This is a genomic window from Roseomonas sp. OT10 (genome assembly GCF_020991085.1).
GTDB classification, from domain to species: domain Bacteria; phylum Pseudomonadota; class Alphaproteobacteria; order Acetobacterales; family Acetobacteraceae; genus Roseomonas; species Roseomonas cutis.
The window spans coordinates 37,670-54,781 of sequence record NZ_CP087720.1 but is presented as its reverse complement, the minus strand read 5'-3'; the positions used below and the strand labels follow the sequence as shown (position 1 = coordinate 54,781).

Annotated in this window: 12 protein-coding genes and 1 pseudogene; 1 reads left to right on the top strand and 12 read right to left on the bottom strand. The window is 70.1% G+C overall.

Annotated elements, in window-relative coordinates; genetic code table 11:
- Window positions 1-5: 5 nt before the first annotated feature.
- Both LPC08_RS24555 and LPC08_RS24550 read right to left on the bottom strand, forming a co-directional pair.
- A complete protein-coding gene (locus tag LPC08_RS24555; protein ID WP_230453313.1) occupies window positions 6-518 on the bottom strand; it encodes a hypothetical protein in 513 nt (170 codons plus the stop codon).
- Window positions 519-743: 225 nt separating this feature from the next.
- On the bottom strand, window positions 744-1,238 hold the full coding sequence (locus LPC08_RS24550) for a hypothetical protein (protein WP_230453312.1): 495 nt from the start codon (window positions 1,236-1,238) through the stop codon (window positions 744-746).
- Between the two features lie 129 nt (window positions 1,239-1,367).
- Between LPC08_RS24550 and LPC08_RS24545 the strand changes: the two genes are divergently transcribed.
- Window positions 1,368-1,919: a hypothetical protein gene (locus tag LPC08_RS24545; RefSeq protein ID WP_230453311.1), complete on the top strand. Its 552-nt coding sequence runs from the start codon at window positions 1,368-1,370 to the stop codon at window positions 1,917-1,919.
- Between the two features lie 21 nt (window positions 1,920-1,940).
- On the opposite strand, the gene LPC08_RS24540 is transcribed toward LPC08_RS24545, so the two are convergent.
- From LPC08_RS24540 to LPC08_RS24495, 10 genes and pseudogenes are all read right to left on the bottom strand, one after another.
- A complete protein-coding gene (locus LPC08_RS24540; protein WP_230453310.1) occupies window positions 1,941-2,279 on the bottom strand; it encodes a hypothetical protein in 339 nt (112 codons plus the stop codon).
- Window positions 2,280-2,436: 157 nt separating this feature from the next.
- Window positions 2,437-4,245, bottom strand: coding sequence for a DNA cytosine methyltransferase (locus LPC08_RS24535; protein WP_230453309.1), 1,809 nt, complete (start codon window positions 4,243-4,245; stop codon window positions 2,437-2,439).
- Window positions 4,246-4,348: 103 nt separating this feature from the next.
- Entirely contained in the window at window positions 4,349-5,053 is a 705-nt protein-coding gene (locus tag LPC08_RS24530) for a hypothetical protein (protein ID WP_230453308.1), read from the bottom strand.
- Between the two features lie 366 nt (window positions 5,054-5,419).
- The gene (locus tag LPC08_RS24525; protein ID WP_230453307.1) at window positions 5,420-6,628 is read right to left on the bottom strand and encodes an IS256 family transposase; all 1,209 of its coding nucleotides are present in this window, start codon (window positions 6,626-6,628) and stop codon (window positions 5,420-5,422) included.
- A gap of 206 nt (window positions 6,629-6,834) precedes the next feature.
- Window positions 6,835-7,035: pseudogene (locus tag LPC08_RS24520) on the bottom strand (transposase); the annotation flags it as partial.
- A gap of 232 nt (window positions 7,036-7,267) precedes the next feature.
- Window positions 7,268-9,019 (bottom strand): ParB N-terminal domain-containing protein, encoded by a 1,752-nt coding sequence (locus LPC08_RS24515; protein WP_230453306.1) that lies wholly within the window; start codon window positions 9,017-9,019, stop codon window positions 7,268-7,270.
- A 396-nt stretch (window positions 9,020-9,415) separates the two neighbouring features.
- Entirely contained in the window at window positions 9,416-14,503 is a 5,088-nt protein-coding gene (locus LPC08_RS24510; protein ID WP_230453305.1) for a helicase-like domain-containing protein, read from the bottom strand.
- Between the two features lie 345 nt (window positions 14,504-14,848).
- Entirely contained in the window at window positions 14,849-14,989 is a 141-nt protein-coding gene (locus LPC08_RS24505; RefSeq protein ID WP_230453304.1) for a hypothetical protein, read from the bottom strand.
- Between the two features lie 56 nt (window positions 14,990-15,045).
- A complete protein-coding gene (locus tag LPC08_RS24500; protein WP_230453303.1) occupies window positions 15,046-16,056 on the bottom strand; it encodes a phosphoadenosine phosphosulfate reductase domain-containing protein in 1,011 nt (336 codons plus the stop codon).
- Window positions 16,053-17,027: an ArdC family protein gene (locus LPC08_RS24495; protein ID WP_230453302.1), complete on the bottom strand. Its 975-nt coding sequence runs from the start codon at window positions 17,025-17,027 to the stop codon at window positions 16,053-16,055. The genes LPC08_RS24500 and LPC08_RS24495 overlap by 4 nt, the downstream gene beginning before the upstream one ends.
- Between the last annotated feature and the right edge of the window lie 85 nt (window positions 17,028-17,112).

The following is a 17,112-nucleotide window of genomic DNA, read 5'->3' as shown; positions in this document are numbered from 1 at the left end:
GATGGTCAGAACAGCGACGGCTGGTCGGTGGCCCAATCCGCGGCACGCGGGCGGGACAGCTCGGCAACCGGCAGCTTTTCGGGCTGGTAGCGTGCCTGCAGGCGGTTTAGCAGGGCGCGCTCACCAGCCTCGGTCTCGCGCGCGAGGGTGGAGCGGAGGCGGGCGACCAGCCCGGCCGAGCGAAGCCGCGCGATCACCGCGCGCTCCAGGTCGGAGAAGGTGAAGGCCGGATCGCCCCAGCACGGGTGGGCGGTCAGCTCTTCAAGGAAGCGCAGCTTGTCAGTGGTGGAGGTGAAATACTCCGTCCAGAACCCGTGCACGTCGTAGTGCGCGATCATGCCGAAGTGTTGGCACAACACGCGATAGAACCTCAGCGTGAAGCGCTTGCGCGGAAAGTCCTCGGCGATGAACGCGAGCAGCTGGTTGCCGAAGGCAGCCTTGGCCGCGTCGTCATCGAACCTGGTGGCGGTGAAGTCTTCCGCGCGCAGAGGCGGGTTCTGAAAGCTGGCTACAGCCATGGTGTTCGGGCCTCCGTAAGGGTTTCTTTGAACCCCTCACGGCGGGCGCGTCGGCGGCGGACGGGGCAAGGGCGCGCGGCTTCGCGCGGGCGGCGCTAGCCGCCGTCCCTTGCGGCGGCCGGCGAGGCGCGGCAGCTTTCTTATCTTCTCGTCCCTTTGCGGCCACCGCACGACAATGCTCGGCAGCGAAGTCGACCAGGCACGATGTTGCCATATCCGCTCAGGTCAGGCCGCCTCATCGCGGTAGACCGCGATGGCCTGTTCTTCCGGCATGGTGTTGAGCCACGCCTTCACCTTCCACTTCGTTCTCACGTCTTCCGATTCCAGAACCTGCTTCAGCTGATCGGCTGTCAGCACCTTGCTCTGGAAAATTCCTGGCTTCTCTGCGTGGGTGTAGAGGGCGCGGTTCCTGAGCGAACGCTTCAGGTCGCGCCGCACGATCCATACGGTGAGCAGGTCATCTACGATCCACTCGGCGTCCTGGACAATCATGCGCGGTGGTCCACCCGTGGGTGTGCCGATGTCCACCTCCGGCAGGGTTTTTCCGTAGGCATCCAGGCGCACGCGCAAGGTGTTGGGCTGTACATTCGTGCCGCCACCAGTTCCGTGGTTCTGGGCGTAACCCTCCTTCTTACCGTCGATCCAGATGTCGGCGTGGAAGTTGCTCGTCTCCTCGCTCAGGGCGGCGCTGTAGGAGACTTTACGAAGCTCGATCTTCATGGTGGCTGCTCTGCCCCAGAGGCCGCGAGGCGCCGGCTCGGCCGATGGCCGAGGTGGCATCGCCCGGCACCGCGCATCCCGGCCGGTCCGTGACCCGTTGGAGGGGCAGCACGGATGGAATGGGAACCGATGACCGAGGCCAAGGACGGAAAGGCGATCAAGGTGAACCGGGCGCCGGTGCTGACGCTGTGGGCCGCGGTGGTGGCCGAGCGGCTCGGACACGACCAAGACGCGGCGATTACGCTGGGTCGGGCTGTGGCCGGCTCCAGCGCCCGCGTGAAGGCCAAGGTCATAGGCATCGCCGAGGACACGCACGAGGGCGGTGATCTCCGCGACGAGGCGCGCAAGCAGGGTGAGAGCAAGCAGCGGCGTAAGGTCGTGCATCTGCTCGGCCGCGACGTGCCGGTGGTCGAGGAGAAAGGGGCGCTACGTGCGCTTGATCATGACAAGCCGGCCTCGCCGAAGGCGGCGGCGGGTTACGTCGAGCGGGCTCTCGGAGAGGATCTTGCTGCCGTTAGGCAGGCGATGGAGGAGCTAGCGGCCTCGATGGAGCCGGAGGAACTGAACCGGGTCGGCTTCCGGCTGTACGAGCACTTTCGGCCGGAGGTGCCGGCAGGAGCAAAGGGCTGGGGCGCCAAGGGCGTGCTAGATCTCGGCAAGATCCGCTCGGCCGGTGGCTAATCAGCCACCTGTGCGCGGCGCTTAGCTCTGGTCCCAGGCGACGATGGTCAGTCGCTGGTCCGGCGAACAAGCGTCGATAACCGAGGGACGCATGGTGACGTACCAGGCTTCCATGATCGCGGCGGCGGCCTGATCGGGGACCGCTCGCACCACCGGAAGGATGTGGCGGGCGTCGGCGCTGTAGCTCCTGGGATAGCCACTGGACTCGAGCAGCACCGCGTCGCCGGTTTTCAGTAGATCCTCGAATGGGTGGATCCCGGAGGCGCCGGTAGTCCAGGTCGCCAGGATGGTGTCCCGGTCGAGGTCGCGGTTCCACTCCTCAAGTGTCTGCGTCGTGACGCTGATCTGCCAGCCTGCCATGCCTGTTTCCTTCTCCATCGCCTGGTCCGGATTGTCGCACGGACGCGGCAGTCTGGCTGCCGAAAGCGCATCCTCGGCGCGGCCCTGCCCGCGAAGCGGTGCAGGATGGTCTGCCAGAAACGGCGGGGACGGGCTGCCAGGGTGGGGCGCGGTCGCATCAGGCGGCGTCCTGCGGCTGGCGCACGGACAGCGCCACGGCTACCGGCCGCACCCAGATTGGCAGGGTCGAGAGCATGAAGCCCTCCCCCGACCAAGCCAGCAGCAGCGTCTGGCCCATGGTTTCCGCGATGGCCTGGGCGGCGTCGGGCGGCACGGCGTTGCCGATCCGCTCGCGCCAGTCGGCGTCGCTCAGCCCATCCAGTTCGGCCTGCTCCTCCGGGTCGACCAGTGACTGCAGGGCACACAGTTCGGCCGTGGTGAAGGGACGATGCCATGTCCCGTCCAGCGCCCGGATGCGGGCCACCACCCGGTCCGAGGCCCCTGGCAGCGTCGGGCGGGGGTCGGCGACGCTCCAGCGGCCGTTGTCGTAGCCGGCCGCCGCGCTGACCGCGCCCGTGGATTGCTGCCACGGCACCACGCCGTAATGCCCGGCGCCATAGTAGTCGTCGCCATTCTCGCGCTCCAGGCGCGGCCGCGGGTCGGCGACGGCGAAGGTGCCGTTGGACGGCAGGCTCTCGCCGGCCACGGTGCCGGAGGTGGCGTCCCACGGCACCACACCCAGGGCGCCGGAGCGGCGCACTTCGCCGCGGGGGTCGGCCACACACTGCCCGGTGCCGTGGGCACCGGTCACGGCCCGCCCGGCGCCGTCCCAGGGTACGATGCGATACTCGTTTGAGTGCTTAAGTGGACCCGTGTGCCGGGGATCGGCCACGGCGAAGCTGCCGGCCCCGACCGCGGCCTTGCCGATTACTACCTGGGAGGGCTGGTCGAAGCGCTTCACGCCGTACTGCCCGAAGGCGGCCACGCCGTCGGCGCGGCGGGGGTCGGCGACGCTGTAGGCGCCGTTGGACGGGCCGGAACGGCCCGCCACGGTGCCAGCCGGCTCCTCCCAGCGGTTCACACCGAGCACGCCGCCGCGCCACTCGGCGCAGGGGGCGAGGGCGTAGTCGCGCAGCAGCCCGTCCTCCACGGCCAGCTTGCCCAGCGAGCGCCAGTCGCTGCCGGCCTCGACGAAGGCGAGGCGTACCCACGTCGCCCAGTGCAGCATCGGCACCCGGTGCATCGGCCCCGCCTTCGAGTCACCCGGCAGGGGCATGCGCGACAGCACGTCACCCACCCCGTGCAGCGACCGCTTCGGCGGCTCGTACAAGAACGGCTTCACCTTGGCGGCGTGCCGGGCCACCAGAAGGAAGCGCTTGCGGCTCTGCGCCAGCCCGCCCAACTCACCGCAGTCGTGCGTAGTCTCGGCCACGGCGTAGCCGTAGGCGCGCAGCAGGCCGGTGATCTGGTCGAGCAAGGCGCGCCCGCGCGAGGCAATGCGCGGCACGTTCTCCAGAAGGATCAGCTCCACCGGGTCGTCGCGATAGGCTTCCAGCGCCAGCCAGATGCCGCGCAGCGTCAGGCGGTTCAGCGCCTGGTACTTCTTGGTCTTGCTCTTGGTCTCCGAGAGCAGGCCGGAGAAGCCTTTGCAAGGCGGGGAGGTGAACAGGACGTTCGGGCGCTCGTGGCCGAAGGCCGCGCGCACGTCGTCCACGGTGGCCTCGCGCCAGCCGGCGGGCGGCTCCTGGCCGTGGAAGTCGCGGTACTGCTCTCGGTCGAACAGGTCCATGCAGGTACCGGGCACGCCGGCCAGACGACCGAAGTCGCGGATCGCCGCGGCGTCGACGTCGATGCCGCCGATGCAGCGGAAGCTGGCGGACAGGTTGCCCACCCGCGAGGTGGCGCGGTTGAAGCCGCGGGCGCCCCCACCGAGGCCGGCGAAGAGGTGGGCGTGCAGGATGGTGGCGTGGCCGTGCTCGGAGATCATGGCGTGGGGCTCCAGAAACGCGAACGGCAGGGCCTGAGCCCTGCCGCGCGCGACGTCGGTGAATGGATCGGGGTGTGGGGCGGGGCGCCGCAGTGCCCCAGGATCAGGCCGGGACGGTGATCGGCACGTCGCGCGCGATGCGCGGGCCGGGCAACGACCGCTCGAGGGCGATCCTGGCTGGGGTCACCGGCAGGGGCCGGAGCCCGGCGAGGCGGGGCTCCAGGGAGATGAGATCCAGGCCGGGGTGGCGCTGTTCGGCCAGTTCCTGGGCTGCTGCTTCGTCAGCGGCGATCACCTGGCCGGCGACGTCATCGCCATTCGGCACCGCGCCGCGGTAGTCCCAGCTCAGCCGGAGCGGCTCTGTGGGCTCCTCGGCCGTCACCTCGACGTACCGCACCGCCGCGACGAATACATCCACCCCACGGCGGCAGCTCAGCGTTTCCAACCGGGTGTGCAGCATGACCGTCGAGCAGGCGCGGGCCTCCATGAGGACGTCGCCGGCGATGGCCAGGGCATCGAGCAGGGCGGCACGCTCGTCCACGCATTCCCGCACCTGCAGGCCGTGGACACAGGCCCAGCGCTGGGTGCCCGCCGAGGGAGGCTTAAGGCGCGGCCCGCCGCCCGAGTTCCCGACCGTCCATGACCACGAGTGCTCGTCGGTGCTGGTCTCGATCACGAGGGAAGGCTTGTCGTGGTGGCGAAAGGCGTGCCCAGTGCCAGGATAGCCCTCGATTGGGCTCCAGCCATCCGGCGATAGGCCGAGATCCTCGGCCGCCGAGCGCAGGGCGCGCTCAACCAGGGTGCTCATGGGGGTCAACTCCCGTAGGGGATGCGGTGCGCCGGGGACGAACCGTCTGTTCCGGTCCTCTCGTCCCTGACCCCTGCCCCGTGGCCGCGTCTCAGGCCGCCGGGGGCAAGGGCGAGCGGAGCGAGGGAGCGCAGCGACGCACCCTTGCGGCCGGCGGACGGACGCGGCAGGGCGCTCCCTACTCACGCCTTCATCTCTGATCCTCCGTCTACCTGGATTGCTCCCCTCCGGCGGACGGTGGCCACAGTTGACGCAGGGCGCGCGCCAAGAAGAAGAGGGCGCCCATGCCGACGAGCGCCATCACCGCCCCGAGGTAGCGTCCGTCAACGTGGTGGAAATTGGTGGTGGGCTTGAGGTGGCCACGGGTCAGGCAGCCTTGGGTGGAAGTTGCAGGGTCTCATTGGTGGGTGCTGGGTTGAGCATCTCGCCCATGGCCTCGACGCCCATGTAGCGGTGCTGCATCTGCCACTCGTCGTTGGCCTCGAGCAGGACGGCACCGATCAGGCGGATGATCGAGGCTTCCGAGGGAAAGATGCCGACGACGTCGGCGCGGCGCTTTACTTCCTTGTTCAATCGCTCCAGCGGGTTCGTCGAGTACAGCTTGGTTCGGTGCTGCGCCGGGAACGTCATGTAGGCGAGCACGTCGTCCTCGCTGTCGTCCATCAGCTTGCCGAGCTTGGGCCAGCGGGGGCGGAGCTGGTCGGCGACGTGCCGCCAGGTTTGTCGGGCGGCGGCCTGATCGGGCTGCAGGAAGGCCTGGCGCAGCGCGGCCGCGGCCATGGACTGCTGCGCCTTGCCGACATGGGCCAGCGCGTTCCGCATCCAGTGAACGCGGCAGCGTTGCCACGTCGCCCCGAAGACGCGGGCGATCGCCGCCTTCAGCCCTTCATGGGCGTCGGAAACGACCAGCTTCACGCCCCGCAGGCCGCGCTTGACCAGGCTCTTGAGGAAGGCTGCCCAGAAGGTCTCGGCTTCCGAGGGGCCGATGTGCAGGCCGACGATCTCCCGCCGCCCCTCGGCATCGCAGGCCACGGCGATTATGGCGGCCACCGAGACGATGCGCCCGCCCTCGCGCTGGCGCAGGTAGGTGGCGTCCAGCCAGAGATAGGGCCACTCGCCCGACAGCGGCCGGTCAAGGAAGGCCGAGACACGCTCGTCGATGTCCTTGCACAGCTTGCTGACGGTGCTCTTGCCGATCCCCGTCAGCCCCATCGCCTGCACCAGCTCGTCCACCCGCCGCGTCGAGACGCCGCCGATCCAGGCTTCCTGGATCACGGCGACCAGCGCCTTCTCGGAGGTTTTCCGGGGCTCCAGGAACGGTGGGAAGTAGCTGCCCTGGCGAAGCTTGGGGATGCGCAGCTGCAGCGACCCCAGCCGGGTGTCCAGCGGGCGATCCCGGAAGCCGTTGCGGTAGTTCAGCCGCTCGCCGCTGCGTTCGTGCCGCCCCGCCCCGATCAGGCCCTCCACGTCCGCCTCCATCAGCAGCTGCAGCACTGCCTCGGCCACGCTACGCAGGAAGTCGCCGTCCCCGGCTTTCGCCAGCAGGTCAGCCAGTGGCAGTCTCTCCTCGGTCATCGGTTCCTCAACGGTCAGGGGGTGGGAGCTTCGCAACTCCACCCTAGACCGCCCGGGCCGATGGCCACCCAAGCCCTACACCCCGGCCAGCGCCGGAATTTCCACCACCTCCGCGGACGCTACCCGCCCCGATGCCGCCGTAGAACATCCCGACGGTGTGGATTACGCCCCTGAGATCGGCATTGAGGTCACAGGTCTCCATCTCTGCGGTCGACGGAGGCGGTGAGGACGGGGTTCCATCGGATGGCAGTCAGTGTTGCCATGTAGAGGACATTTCGAACCGTGGTCCTACCGCCTGTGATCGCCCTGTGTCCGCGCATCTGCCCGGAATCTCGGTTGACAGGTGCAACACCGATCAGGGCAGCGGCCTCGCGTCGGTCGAGACGGCCGAGCTCGGAGATGCGGGCGTTGGCCACGCGCAGGAAGCCGTAGAAGCCGAGATGCCCCCCAGCGTACTTGAACAGGCGGTCGTGGGTGTCGCGGGCGTCCGGAGTGTGGTGGATCGGTTCCTTGCCGACGAGCTGGAACGGCTCGTCGGCCGAGCCACGCGCGGCGACGGCGGTGAAGGCCATGAAATGATGTCCTCGGGGAGGGTGATCTGGAGAGGCGGAGCCCGGCCTTCCGGCCGGGCCTCGTCGATCAAACGGCGTGCGCTGCGGGCGCCCCGGCCTCGCTGGGCGGCGGCATGATGTCGGTGTCCGGGCCCTCTTCGTCGCCGTCGAGCAGGTGCTCGGGGTTCTCGATCCCCTCCGCATCCCCGGCATCGTCCTCGTCCGCGGCATGGCCGCCGCGTCGCAGGACGGTCACTTCAGCCTCGCGGGCGCGCTCCGTCTCCGCCTGGCGCCGCTCCTCGTCGGTGAAGTCGAACCGCACCAGTGGGTGCAGGAAGGTCCGCCCCTTCAGGTGCTCGACGATAGCCGCACGGGTGGCCTTGCCGGTGGGGCGCGGCAGCACGCTGGTCGCGGTGGCGGTGCGCTCGATCGCCGCCTTGCTAAGGTTGCCGAGGAACTCCTCGGTGGCCGTGGTCGGCAGGTATGCGTCGGCGTCCACGGTGATACCGGCGACGCGGGCGACGGTGCCGGAGGAGGAGAAGCCCACCCGGCAGGACAGCGCTTGCCGAAGCATGCCGCGCGCGGCGGTGCGTAGCGTGGCCGGGTCGGTCGCCAACACGCCGCCCTCGGTGATCGAGGCCGCCAGCCCGCTGCGCTCGCCGCTGCCGACGTCGTTGCTATGGGCTCCGGAGCGGACGCTGACGTTCTTGCCGGCCAGGGCAAGCACCAGTAGGCCGATCAGCGCGTGGTCCGAGATCTCGGCCTCGGCGAAGGCGGCGTGCAACGCCTCGGTGCGAAGGTCGCCTATCATGGCCTCGCCCTTCTGGGTGAGGTCGGGCCGCACGGCCTTGGGCGCCAAGTAGTCCTCGCCGGTCCCACCGCCCGTGGAGGCGCGGCGCTGGACCGGCTCGGGCATCCGGAACAGGACGGTGTCCACCTCGAAGGTGCGGTGGTTGACGTAGTAGCCCACCGTGTCGTTCGGGCCGGGCCTGGACGAGTAGAGCTGCTGCGCCCGGGGCGGGAGCTGCGGGCGGTGGTACTCATCCATCCCCACCATGACCCCACCCTCGGGCAGGTTGGCCTCCAGCCAGGACCGCTGCGCCTGCAGAAAGGCGTCGGCCTGGGTGGTGAAGCGCGGATCGGTGTCGCCCGGGGCGAACAGATCGTCCTCCCAGACGATGCCGAACGCTTCCGTCTCGGCCGCGCCGAACTTCGCGAGGGTGAAGGAGACCCGGCGCTTGTCGAGCCCGTGCGAGATCATGTGCCAGTTGGCGCGCTCGTTCCGCTTCGGCTTCTGCGACTTCCACACCGAGGCCTGCTCCTCGGCCGAGGCAAGGCCGATGGTGCGCAGCTGCTGCTCGGTGGGCATGTCGCCGCGGGCCATCTGCGTCAGCATGGCCGGCAGGATGTGCGTCATGTGGCGCAGCACGTTCACTCGGCGCACCGACATATTCATCGCGGTGGAAATGGCCTCCGGCGTCCAGTCCTCACTGACCAGAGCCTCGACCGCGCGCCACTGATCCACCGGGTTCATGTTGGCGCGGACCATGTTCTCGGCGAAGGCGCGCACCCCGTCGGCCCCGGCCACGGCGTCGTCGCCATCCTCGCGGATGAGGACGTGGATGCTCTTCAGCTTGGCCTTGATCGCCACGTCGCGGCGACGGTGCCCGGCGATCAGCACCACCTCGCCGTCGCGCTCGCGCGCGGTGGGCGGCTGCAGGATGCCAACCGCCTGGACGTTGGCCAGCAGCAGGGCGTCGGCCTCCGGCCCGGCCGTAGTGCGGCGGGGGTTCTCGGGGTTGTCGCGCAGCTTCCTGGGGTCGATCTCGATGAGCTTCATGGTCGGGCTTCCCGCAGAGGTTCCTGTCTCCCCACTCCTGGGTTGACCCCTCCCCGGCAGCGACCGGACGGGCGCCGGCACCACGGCGGACGAGCGGCCCTGCCCCGGCGCGGGACGCGGCCTGCGCAGCGGGCTGCGGCCTAGCAGGGCCGGGCTGCGCAGGCGGCCGTGGAGCGAAGCGGTGCCGGGGCCCGTCCGGGTGCGACCGCTTCTCCCCTCCCCGTCCCTTCTCCCCCAAACCTTTATGCTGCGTTGCACAAATTAACTTGTCATCCGCCTATCCCGAGCTAACCTTGTGCAGCGCAGCATCCGGCTTGCCGATGCTGCCTTTCTTGGACGTTTCCTCCCTAAACTCGGGCGGCACCGTGGGGCGCCGCCCTTCTTTTTGCCGACGCGTCAGGCCGCGGCGGGGAGTGCATCCTCCTTCCCGGTCAGGGCCAGGGAGGCTTCCAGCTCGGCCATCTCGGCGCGCTTGGCGTCGAGCTCGGCCTGGAACTCGAATCCTTCGCCGAGCCGTGCCTCGTAGGCCGGCAACTGCCGCTCGGCCTCCGTCAGCTTGCGACGGTACTCGGCCAGTTCCGCCTCGAAACGCCCGAGGTCGTATTCCAGCCGCGACACCAGCCCTATTGCGGTGAGGTCGTCCTCAACCCGCACCTCGTGCTCGCCGCCGGCGCGGGTGAGCAGTAGGTGGATCTCCAGGTCGGCGCCCTGGCGGTAGCGGCGGGCCTCCAGCTTCAGCGGGAAGCCGCCGATCTGGCCGAGGTCCCAGTCACCCTTGCGGCCCTCGAATTGCACGGTGCGGATGACCTTCAGCAGCGCGGCGCCGGCCGGTTTGCGCTCGTCAAAGGTGCGATCCTCCACCTGCATGCGGAAGTCGTCACCCCGGGTTGAGACGCGCTGCGCTAGGTCCGTCTGAGTGTCGGCGATCGCCTGCGTGGCCCGCACGATGGTCGAGCGCGCCTCGGCCACCCGCCGCCGCACGGCGTGCTGGTCATCGAAGTGCGCCGCCCGCAGGCGGTCCAGCCGCGCCAGCTCCGCCTCCAGCCCGGCCTTCCGCATCAGGCGCGGGTCGCCGGAGGCGATAGCCTTGGCCATAGCGAACTGGTTCGCTTGGGAGCCGATGTCCTCCAGCCGGCGGATCGAGCGGTCTCCGCCCAGCGCCGCGGCGATGAAGCGCGCCTTGCGCTCGTTGTTCTGCCACATCTGCGCGTCCATCGAGCCCAGCGTGGCGTAGGCGTAGAGGCCGATCTCCTCGTTCTGGTTACCCTGGCGCTCGATGCGCCCCTCGCGCTGCTCGATCTCGGACGGCAGCCAGGGCACGTCGAGGTGGTGCAGCGCCACCAGCCGGCGCTGGGCGTTAACCCCCGTGCCCATGGTGGCCGACGAGCCGAGCAGGAAGTCCATCTGGCCGTTGTTCATGGCGTTGAACAGCGACTGCTTGGCCTCGGACTTCTTGAAGTCCTGCATGAAGGCGATGCGCTCGGCCGGCACGCCGCGCGCGATCAGCCCCTCACGGATCCAGCGGTAGGCCGAGAAGCCACGCGTCGCCAGTGCTCCCTCGGTTCCCAGGTCCGAGAAGATCATCTGGGTGGCGCCGGGCACCGGGTGCGGCGAGCCATCCGGCTTGCGAAAACGCCGGTCGCGGGTCTCTGACCAGATGCGGAAAGCGTTGTCGATGAGCAGGTTGAGCTTGTTCTCGGGCTCGTTGTCCTGCTCGGGCACCACGAAGCGCAGGTCGATGGCGGCGTGCCGGCCGTCGGTGATGACGGACAGCAGGATGTCCTGTCCCTTCTCGGGCTTGCCCTTACGCTCCTCGATCGCCTTGATCCGCGCCGCCAGGGTACGCTGGTAGGACTTGAAGGCCGGGCTCGCCGGGGCGGTGATGATCTGGCGCTTGCCGCCCGTGATGGTCGGCAGCTTCAGGTACTGCCGGAGGTCGTCCTTCAGCACCACGTCCGCGACGGTGCGGAACATGGCGATCAGGTCGGCGACGTTGACGAATTCCGAGAAGCGCGTGACCGGTTTGTAGTTGCCGGATGGCTGCAGCTCCAACTCGGTGCGGGTGTCGCCGAAGTTGGAGGCCCAGGCGTCGAACTCCTGAATGCCGCGCTCCTCCAGCATCTCGGGCTGCATGTAGCGCTGCAGCGTGAACATCTCGCCCAGCGTGTTGGTGATTGGCGTGCCGGAAGCGAGGATCAGGGCCCGGCCGGGGTTCACGGTGGCCACGAAGCGCGACTTGACGAACAGGTCCCAGGCGCGCTGCGAGCCGTCCAGTGCGATGCCCTTCAGGGCACCCATGTTGGTGGCGAAGCTCAGCTTGCGGAACTCCTGCGCCTCGTCGGCGATCACCTGATCGACGCCGATTTCGGCGATGGTCAGCATGTCGTCTTTGCTGGTCGACAGGCCCTCCAGCTTCTCCTGCATGCCCTCCTTCATGCGCTCGATGCGCTTGCGCGCGATGCGGTCGTCGCCGTCGAGCCGCTCCAGCAGGGCGGAGTAGGCGTCCAGTTGGGCCTGCACGAGGCCGCGCTCGAACTCGGCCGGGGTGGCGATGAACTTGAAGGCCGAGTGGGTGATGATGATGCAGTCCCAGTGCGCCGTGGCCGCCCGGGCCAGGAAGCGGCCACGCTTGTCCTTGGTGAAGTTGGTCTCGTCGGCCACCAGGATGCGGGCGCCCGGGTAGAGCTGCAGGAACTCGCGCGAGGCCTGCGCCAGGCAGTGGCCCGGCACGGTCAGCATGGCCTTGCCGATCAGGCCCAGGCGCTTCTGCTCCATGATCGCCGCGGCGATGGTGAAGGTCTTCCCCGCACCCACGGCGTGGGCGATGTAGGTCTGGCCGGAGGCGACGATGCGCCAGATGACGCGCTTCTGGTGGGCGCGCAGCTGGATCACCGAGGAGGCGCCGGGCAGTTGCAGGTGCTCGCCGGAGAAGTGCCGCGGCACGAGGCTGTTGAAGGCGTCGTTGTACAGGCGCACCAGCCGCTCGGCGCGGTCGCTGTCGGTCCATACCCAGCGCTCGAAGGCGCCCTTGATCTTGGCCAGTTTGTCCTTGGCCGCCTCGGTTTCCTGGGCGTTGATCTCACGCCGCTCGGTGCCGTTCTCGTCGCGCCAGGTGTCCCAGATCTGAGGAATTGATGCGTTGAGTGCATCATCAAGGAGCTCCCCGGCGTGGCGGCGGTGGGTGCCCCATTCCGAGGTGGCCGAGGCCTCGCCGGCGAAGCGGCCGATGTCGATGCTCCAGTGCGCCACCTCCACGGTGTGCCGCACCATCGTGGTCACCCCCATCACCTCGCGGATGAAGTCGGCGATGTCGCTGGCCGGGATCCACGGCGCTCCGAGGCGGGCGGTGATGTCGGAGGGCCGCAGGTCCTCGGGCTGCACCCGCTCCAGGGCGGCCACGTTGCGGGCGTAGCGCTCGTCCAGCACCGCCGCGGCCCTGGCGGCGGCCAGCTTGCGGCGGACATGGCCGGACAGGTACTCGTCGGCGGTCTGCCAAGCCTCGAAGCCCTCCGTGGTCAGGCCGGGAGCGAGAAACACGGTGGCGCCGAGCTCGGCCAGCACCGTGGCGCGGTCCCGGCCGATCAGCTCGCCGATGCGGTCGAGGTCCACCACGGCCCGCTCGGCCAGCGTCACCGCCAGGGCATCGGCGGCCGAAACGATCACCGGCTCGGCGGGGGCGTGGATCACCCGGTCGGTGAAGATCGGGCCCTTGGTCGCCTCGCCGGTCTCGAGGTCGTACTCCTCGATCGACGACACCAGCCAGCTGTCCGGGTCGTCCAGGAAGGGCTGCAGGTTCGGGCGGCGCACGCTCTCCCTCACCTCCCCCGTGGCCTCGTCCGTCGAGGTCGAGACATTGGTCAGATTGATCGGGCCGAAGCCTCGCACGAAGGCGCCGTAGGCGGCACGCAGCCGCACCTGGGCGGCGCCGAAGGGCTCGTCGTGCTCCTGGGCGCGGATCACCTCGCGCACGGCGTCGCGCACCGGGATCAGGCCGCGGATGATACGCGCGTGCTTGGCGAACAGGCCGACGGTGCCCTTGCCCGACTTCACCGCCACCTCCTCGGCGCGGCCGTCCACCACCTGCAGCAGGGCGCCGTTGTCGCCCAGCAGGTAGGAGCCCTCCTTGACCGTGGCGCCCTCGGCGGCGGTGCCGACCAGCAGGGTCGGCTTGGCCACCCGGACCGGCGCCGTGGCGGCGTGCGGGGCCTGGTGGATGCCCTCGGGCAGGCGAGCGGTGGCCTCGGCAAGCGCTCCCTCTAGGTCGCGGCCGTCGCGGGCGCAGTCGTAGGTCAGGCCGAACTGGCTGCTGGTCCAGCCGTGCCGCCCGAGTACCATCTCCGGGTGCGCCGCGAAGTAGGCGTTGACGTGGATCGCCGCCTCGCCGTCCTCCGCCGGCACCACCTCCTCCAGGTGGGCCCACTCCACCCCGTTCGCGGCGGCGTTGCGCTCGCGGCGCTGCAGGAACAGCACGTCCACCACCACGTCGGTGCCGGCGGCGGCGGCGAAGGCGCTGGCCGGCAGGCGGATGGCGCCCACCAGGTCGGCCATGCCGGCGATGTGCTCGCGCGCCTTCGGGTCCACCTTGTCCATGGTGCCGTGCGAGGTGACGAAGGCGGCGAGGCCGCCGGGCTTCAGGCGCTCCACGGCGCGGGCGATGAAGTAGTCGTGCAGCTTCAGGCCGAGCCGGCCGGCCGCGTCGTCGGCCCGCACCGTGCGGTCGGAGAAAGGCGGGTTGCCGACGGCGAGGTCGAAGGCTTCGGCCAGCTTGGCGCGGGTGAAGTCCTCGTTGCGGATCCACGCTTTGGGATACAGCAGCGCCGCGATGCGGGCGGTGATCGGGTCCATCTCGATGCCGGTGACGGCTGAGCAGTCCTCGATCCCCTCAGGACGAAGGGCCAGGAACTGACCGGTGCCGCAGCCCGGCTCCAGGATCGAGCCGCGCTGGAAGCCCATGCGGGTCAGCCCGGCCCACACGGCGCGCACCACGTACTCCGGCGTGAAGTGGGCGTACTGGGTGCAGCGGCTCAGGCTGGCCAGCTCGGTGGCCGACACGGCCTGCTCCAGCCCGTCGCCCTGCTCAGCCCAGCCCTCGCGCCACGCCTCGCCGGGGCGGCGGAATAGGGGGTTGGCGAGATCACCGGCGCCGTAGCCGACGAAGCGGGCCAGGGTCGCCTGCTCCTCGGCCGTGGCCGGCCGGGTCTCGCCCTCGATCCGCTGCAGCAGGCGGATGGCTGCCAGGTTGTCGGCCGCGCGGGCCTTCCAGCCGGCCGCGAGGCCGCGATCGCCGGCGAGGCGGAAGTCGCGGGCCACCACGCGCGGGATGGCCGGGGCGACCGGCGCCTCGGCCGCATCGTCCTCCTCGTCGTCCCCGTCCAGGGCGGGCAGCAGGCTGCCGTTGCCCCCTCCAAACAGCTCGAAGGGCGAGGTCAGCGCGGTGGTGTCGAACAGGCTCAGCTGGGCGGAGGCGGGGGCGGTCTTGGCCATGGCGCGGGGTTCCCGTGCGCGCACGCGCGAGCGCCCGGCAGCCCAAGGGGGACTGCCGGGTGCGCGAAACGCGAAGCTGGTGGTGGGGACTCTGGTGGGGGCGACGCCGTGCGGGCGCCGGTCGAGGGTCAGGCCGGGGTGGGGATCATCCCCTGTCCCGATCCATCTTCGTCCTCGTGACCCCTCCACGCCGGCCGCCCGGTTCGGGGCGGGGCAAGGGCGCCGCGCAGCGGCGGGAGCGGAGCGACTTCACCCTTGCCGCGCGCCGGGCCGCGGTGGCAGGGGCTTCCTTGCTCCTGCCGTTGCTCACCTCTCCCGTCTTCTGGCTTTCGGTCTTTCCCGAAATCAGGTGAACAGGTCGGACTGGACGCTCCGACGTCCCTCGTGCATCGTCGTGAGCATCAGCCGGTAAGCTTCGGTCGCCTCGGATTGGGGGCGCAGCGCGCGACGGTGATCCTCGGCGGTGGGCGGCCGTTTGCGGGGCATGGCTAATTCCAGGAATGGGTGCGCGAGCCTCCGACAGATGGCCGAGAGGAAGGCTGTCAGGTCGGACCGGCGGTCTCGCCGAAGGCGCCCGCCGGGAGCATCCAGGCCGAGGGCATGCCCAAGATCGGCAGGTCCCAGGTTTCGCCCAAAGCGAGCGCCACGAGGTCGGGACGGGCGAGGACGTCCGGATAGGGCCGGCCATGGTCGGCCAGGGCGCGGATCGAGCGGGCGCGCTGGATGGTACGGCCGAAGCGCTCCTCGTAGGCTGCGATGCGCTCGAACAGCGCCGGCGCGATCAGCCGGATGGTGGCCCACTGCGCCGCCGAGCCGAAGATGCAGGCCATGCAGGACAGGCGCGACCAGCCGAGTTCGTAGGCTGGGTGTGGCCGCACGCCGTGGCGCTGCAGCGCATCCCACACCCGGCCCTCGTCCCAGCCGTGGACAGGCCGCCAGTGGTCGACGTGGCGCGGCCGGCGCGAGCCGTCGCGCGTGTCGGTGCGGTGCGGCTCGAAGGACGCGTAGCGCGCCCGCGCCGCGCTCTCCTGCGCCCGCTCGCCGGTCACCACCAGGGTGCGGCGGCCGAGGAAGCGGTCCTGTCCGGTGATGGATGCGGCGCCGACGCCGATCTTGAGCGCGGCCGAGCACCAGCGGACCGACAGGTCCGCCGAGACCTGGGGGAACAGCAGCCGGGTGCCGCGCGGGCCGGCGCCGCCGGTCTGCCGCACCCCGTCGGGTGTTTCGAACAGGATTGGCGCCGTAGGGGCCTCCTGGCGCAGCATCTCGCGCTCGAAGCCGCCCGCGCGCCAGGAGCGGTACAGTGGCAGGCCGAAGGCTGCCGCCTGCGCCGCCACGTAGGCGCCCGTCACTGGCCAGTCCATGAAGGCCGACCCGCCGCCGTCCACCTCGTGGTGGTGCAGCTCAATGCGCGCCGGGTCCACGCCGCACTCCAGCAGGTGCAGCAGGCAGGCCGTCGAATCCTTGCCGCCGGAGGTAAACAGGACGATGTGGTCGTAGGAGACGAGATCGGGGTGATCCCCGACCTCGCGCGACTGCGGGGTGGCGCTCATGCCGCGTGACCGGCCGTGTCGTCGATCGCCTCCTCCGATAGTCGCCGGGCCTGCTCGGGATGGAAGGCGAGCAGGTAGTCGGCGATACGCTGCGCATCGGCCGCGGCACGGAAGATCTCGCGCTTGTCCTGCTTCAATGTCCGCAGCCAGGAGGCCACGTAGCTGGCGTGGTTCGGGATGTCGCAGGGCAACCCCAGCTCCGCACCGATGAACGCGCTCGCGAGTTCGGCGCGCAGTTCCTCCTGCGCGTAGGCGTGGCTGCCGAAGCGACCCGTCAGGTCGCGGTCGAGGCGGTGCCTGGCGCCGGAAGCATGCGCCAACTCATGCATGGCCGTGGCGGCGAAGCTCTCGGGCGATGCGAAAGCCACACGCGGCGGCATCTGCACATGGTCCGTCGACGTGCTGTAGAAGGCGCGGTCGCCGCCTTCGCGGAACACCACGCCGCTGTTGCGGATGATCGTCTCGACCGCCTCGGGCGTGCGCCAGGCGGCCTCCTCCGGCGACGGCGCCGCGAAGTCCGGGATCCCCTCGACCTGGCTGGCGTGAAAGACGGTGAAAGCCCTGAGGAGCGGCACGGTACGCGTGCTGCCGTCGCCGTCCCCACCGGCATCCGGCACGGCCTCGCCGTCGCGGATCGTCAGCCTGCGGAAGAAGAACACCGTCGTGCCGCGCTCGCCGTGGCGGACCTGCCAACCCTTGGCCTCGGCTTGCCGGTAGGTGAGCCAGCGCGGATCCGCGCCGCCGAAGCCGAAGCCGCTCATGCCGAGGACCAGCACGTTGGCGCCCCGGTAGCGTCGGCCGGTGACGGCGTTGCGCGGCGACAGCGGGCCGGCACCGGCCTTGTCCTGGTCCCAGGGGCGCCGCCAGGGCAGCGTTCCCGCCTCCAGGGCGGCGATCACCCGGTCGGTGATCTCGGCGTAGTGGTCACGCGGCGTCGTGCGCTCGGCGGACTGGCGGCGGGGATGGCCCATCGGTGTTCCCTTCCATTCTCTCGGAACACCTCCCCGGCCCCCGCACCCGGGGTGGCCGGGGCAAGGGCGCGCGAAGCGCGGGAGC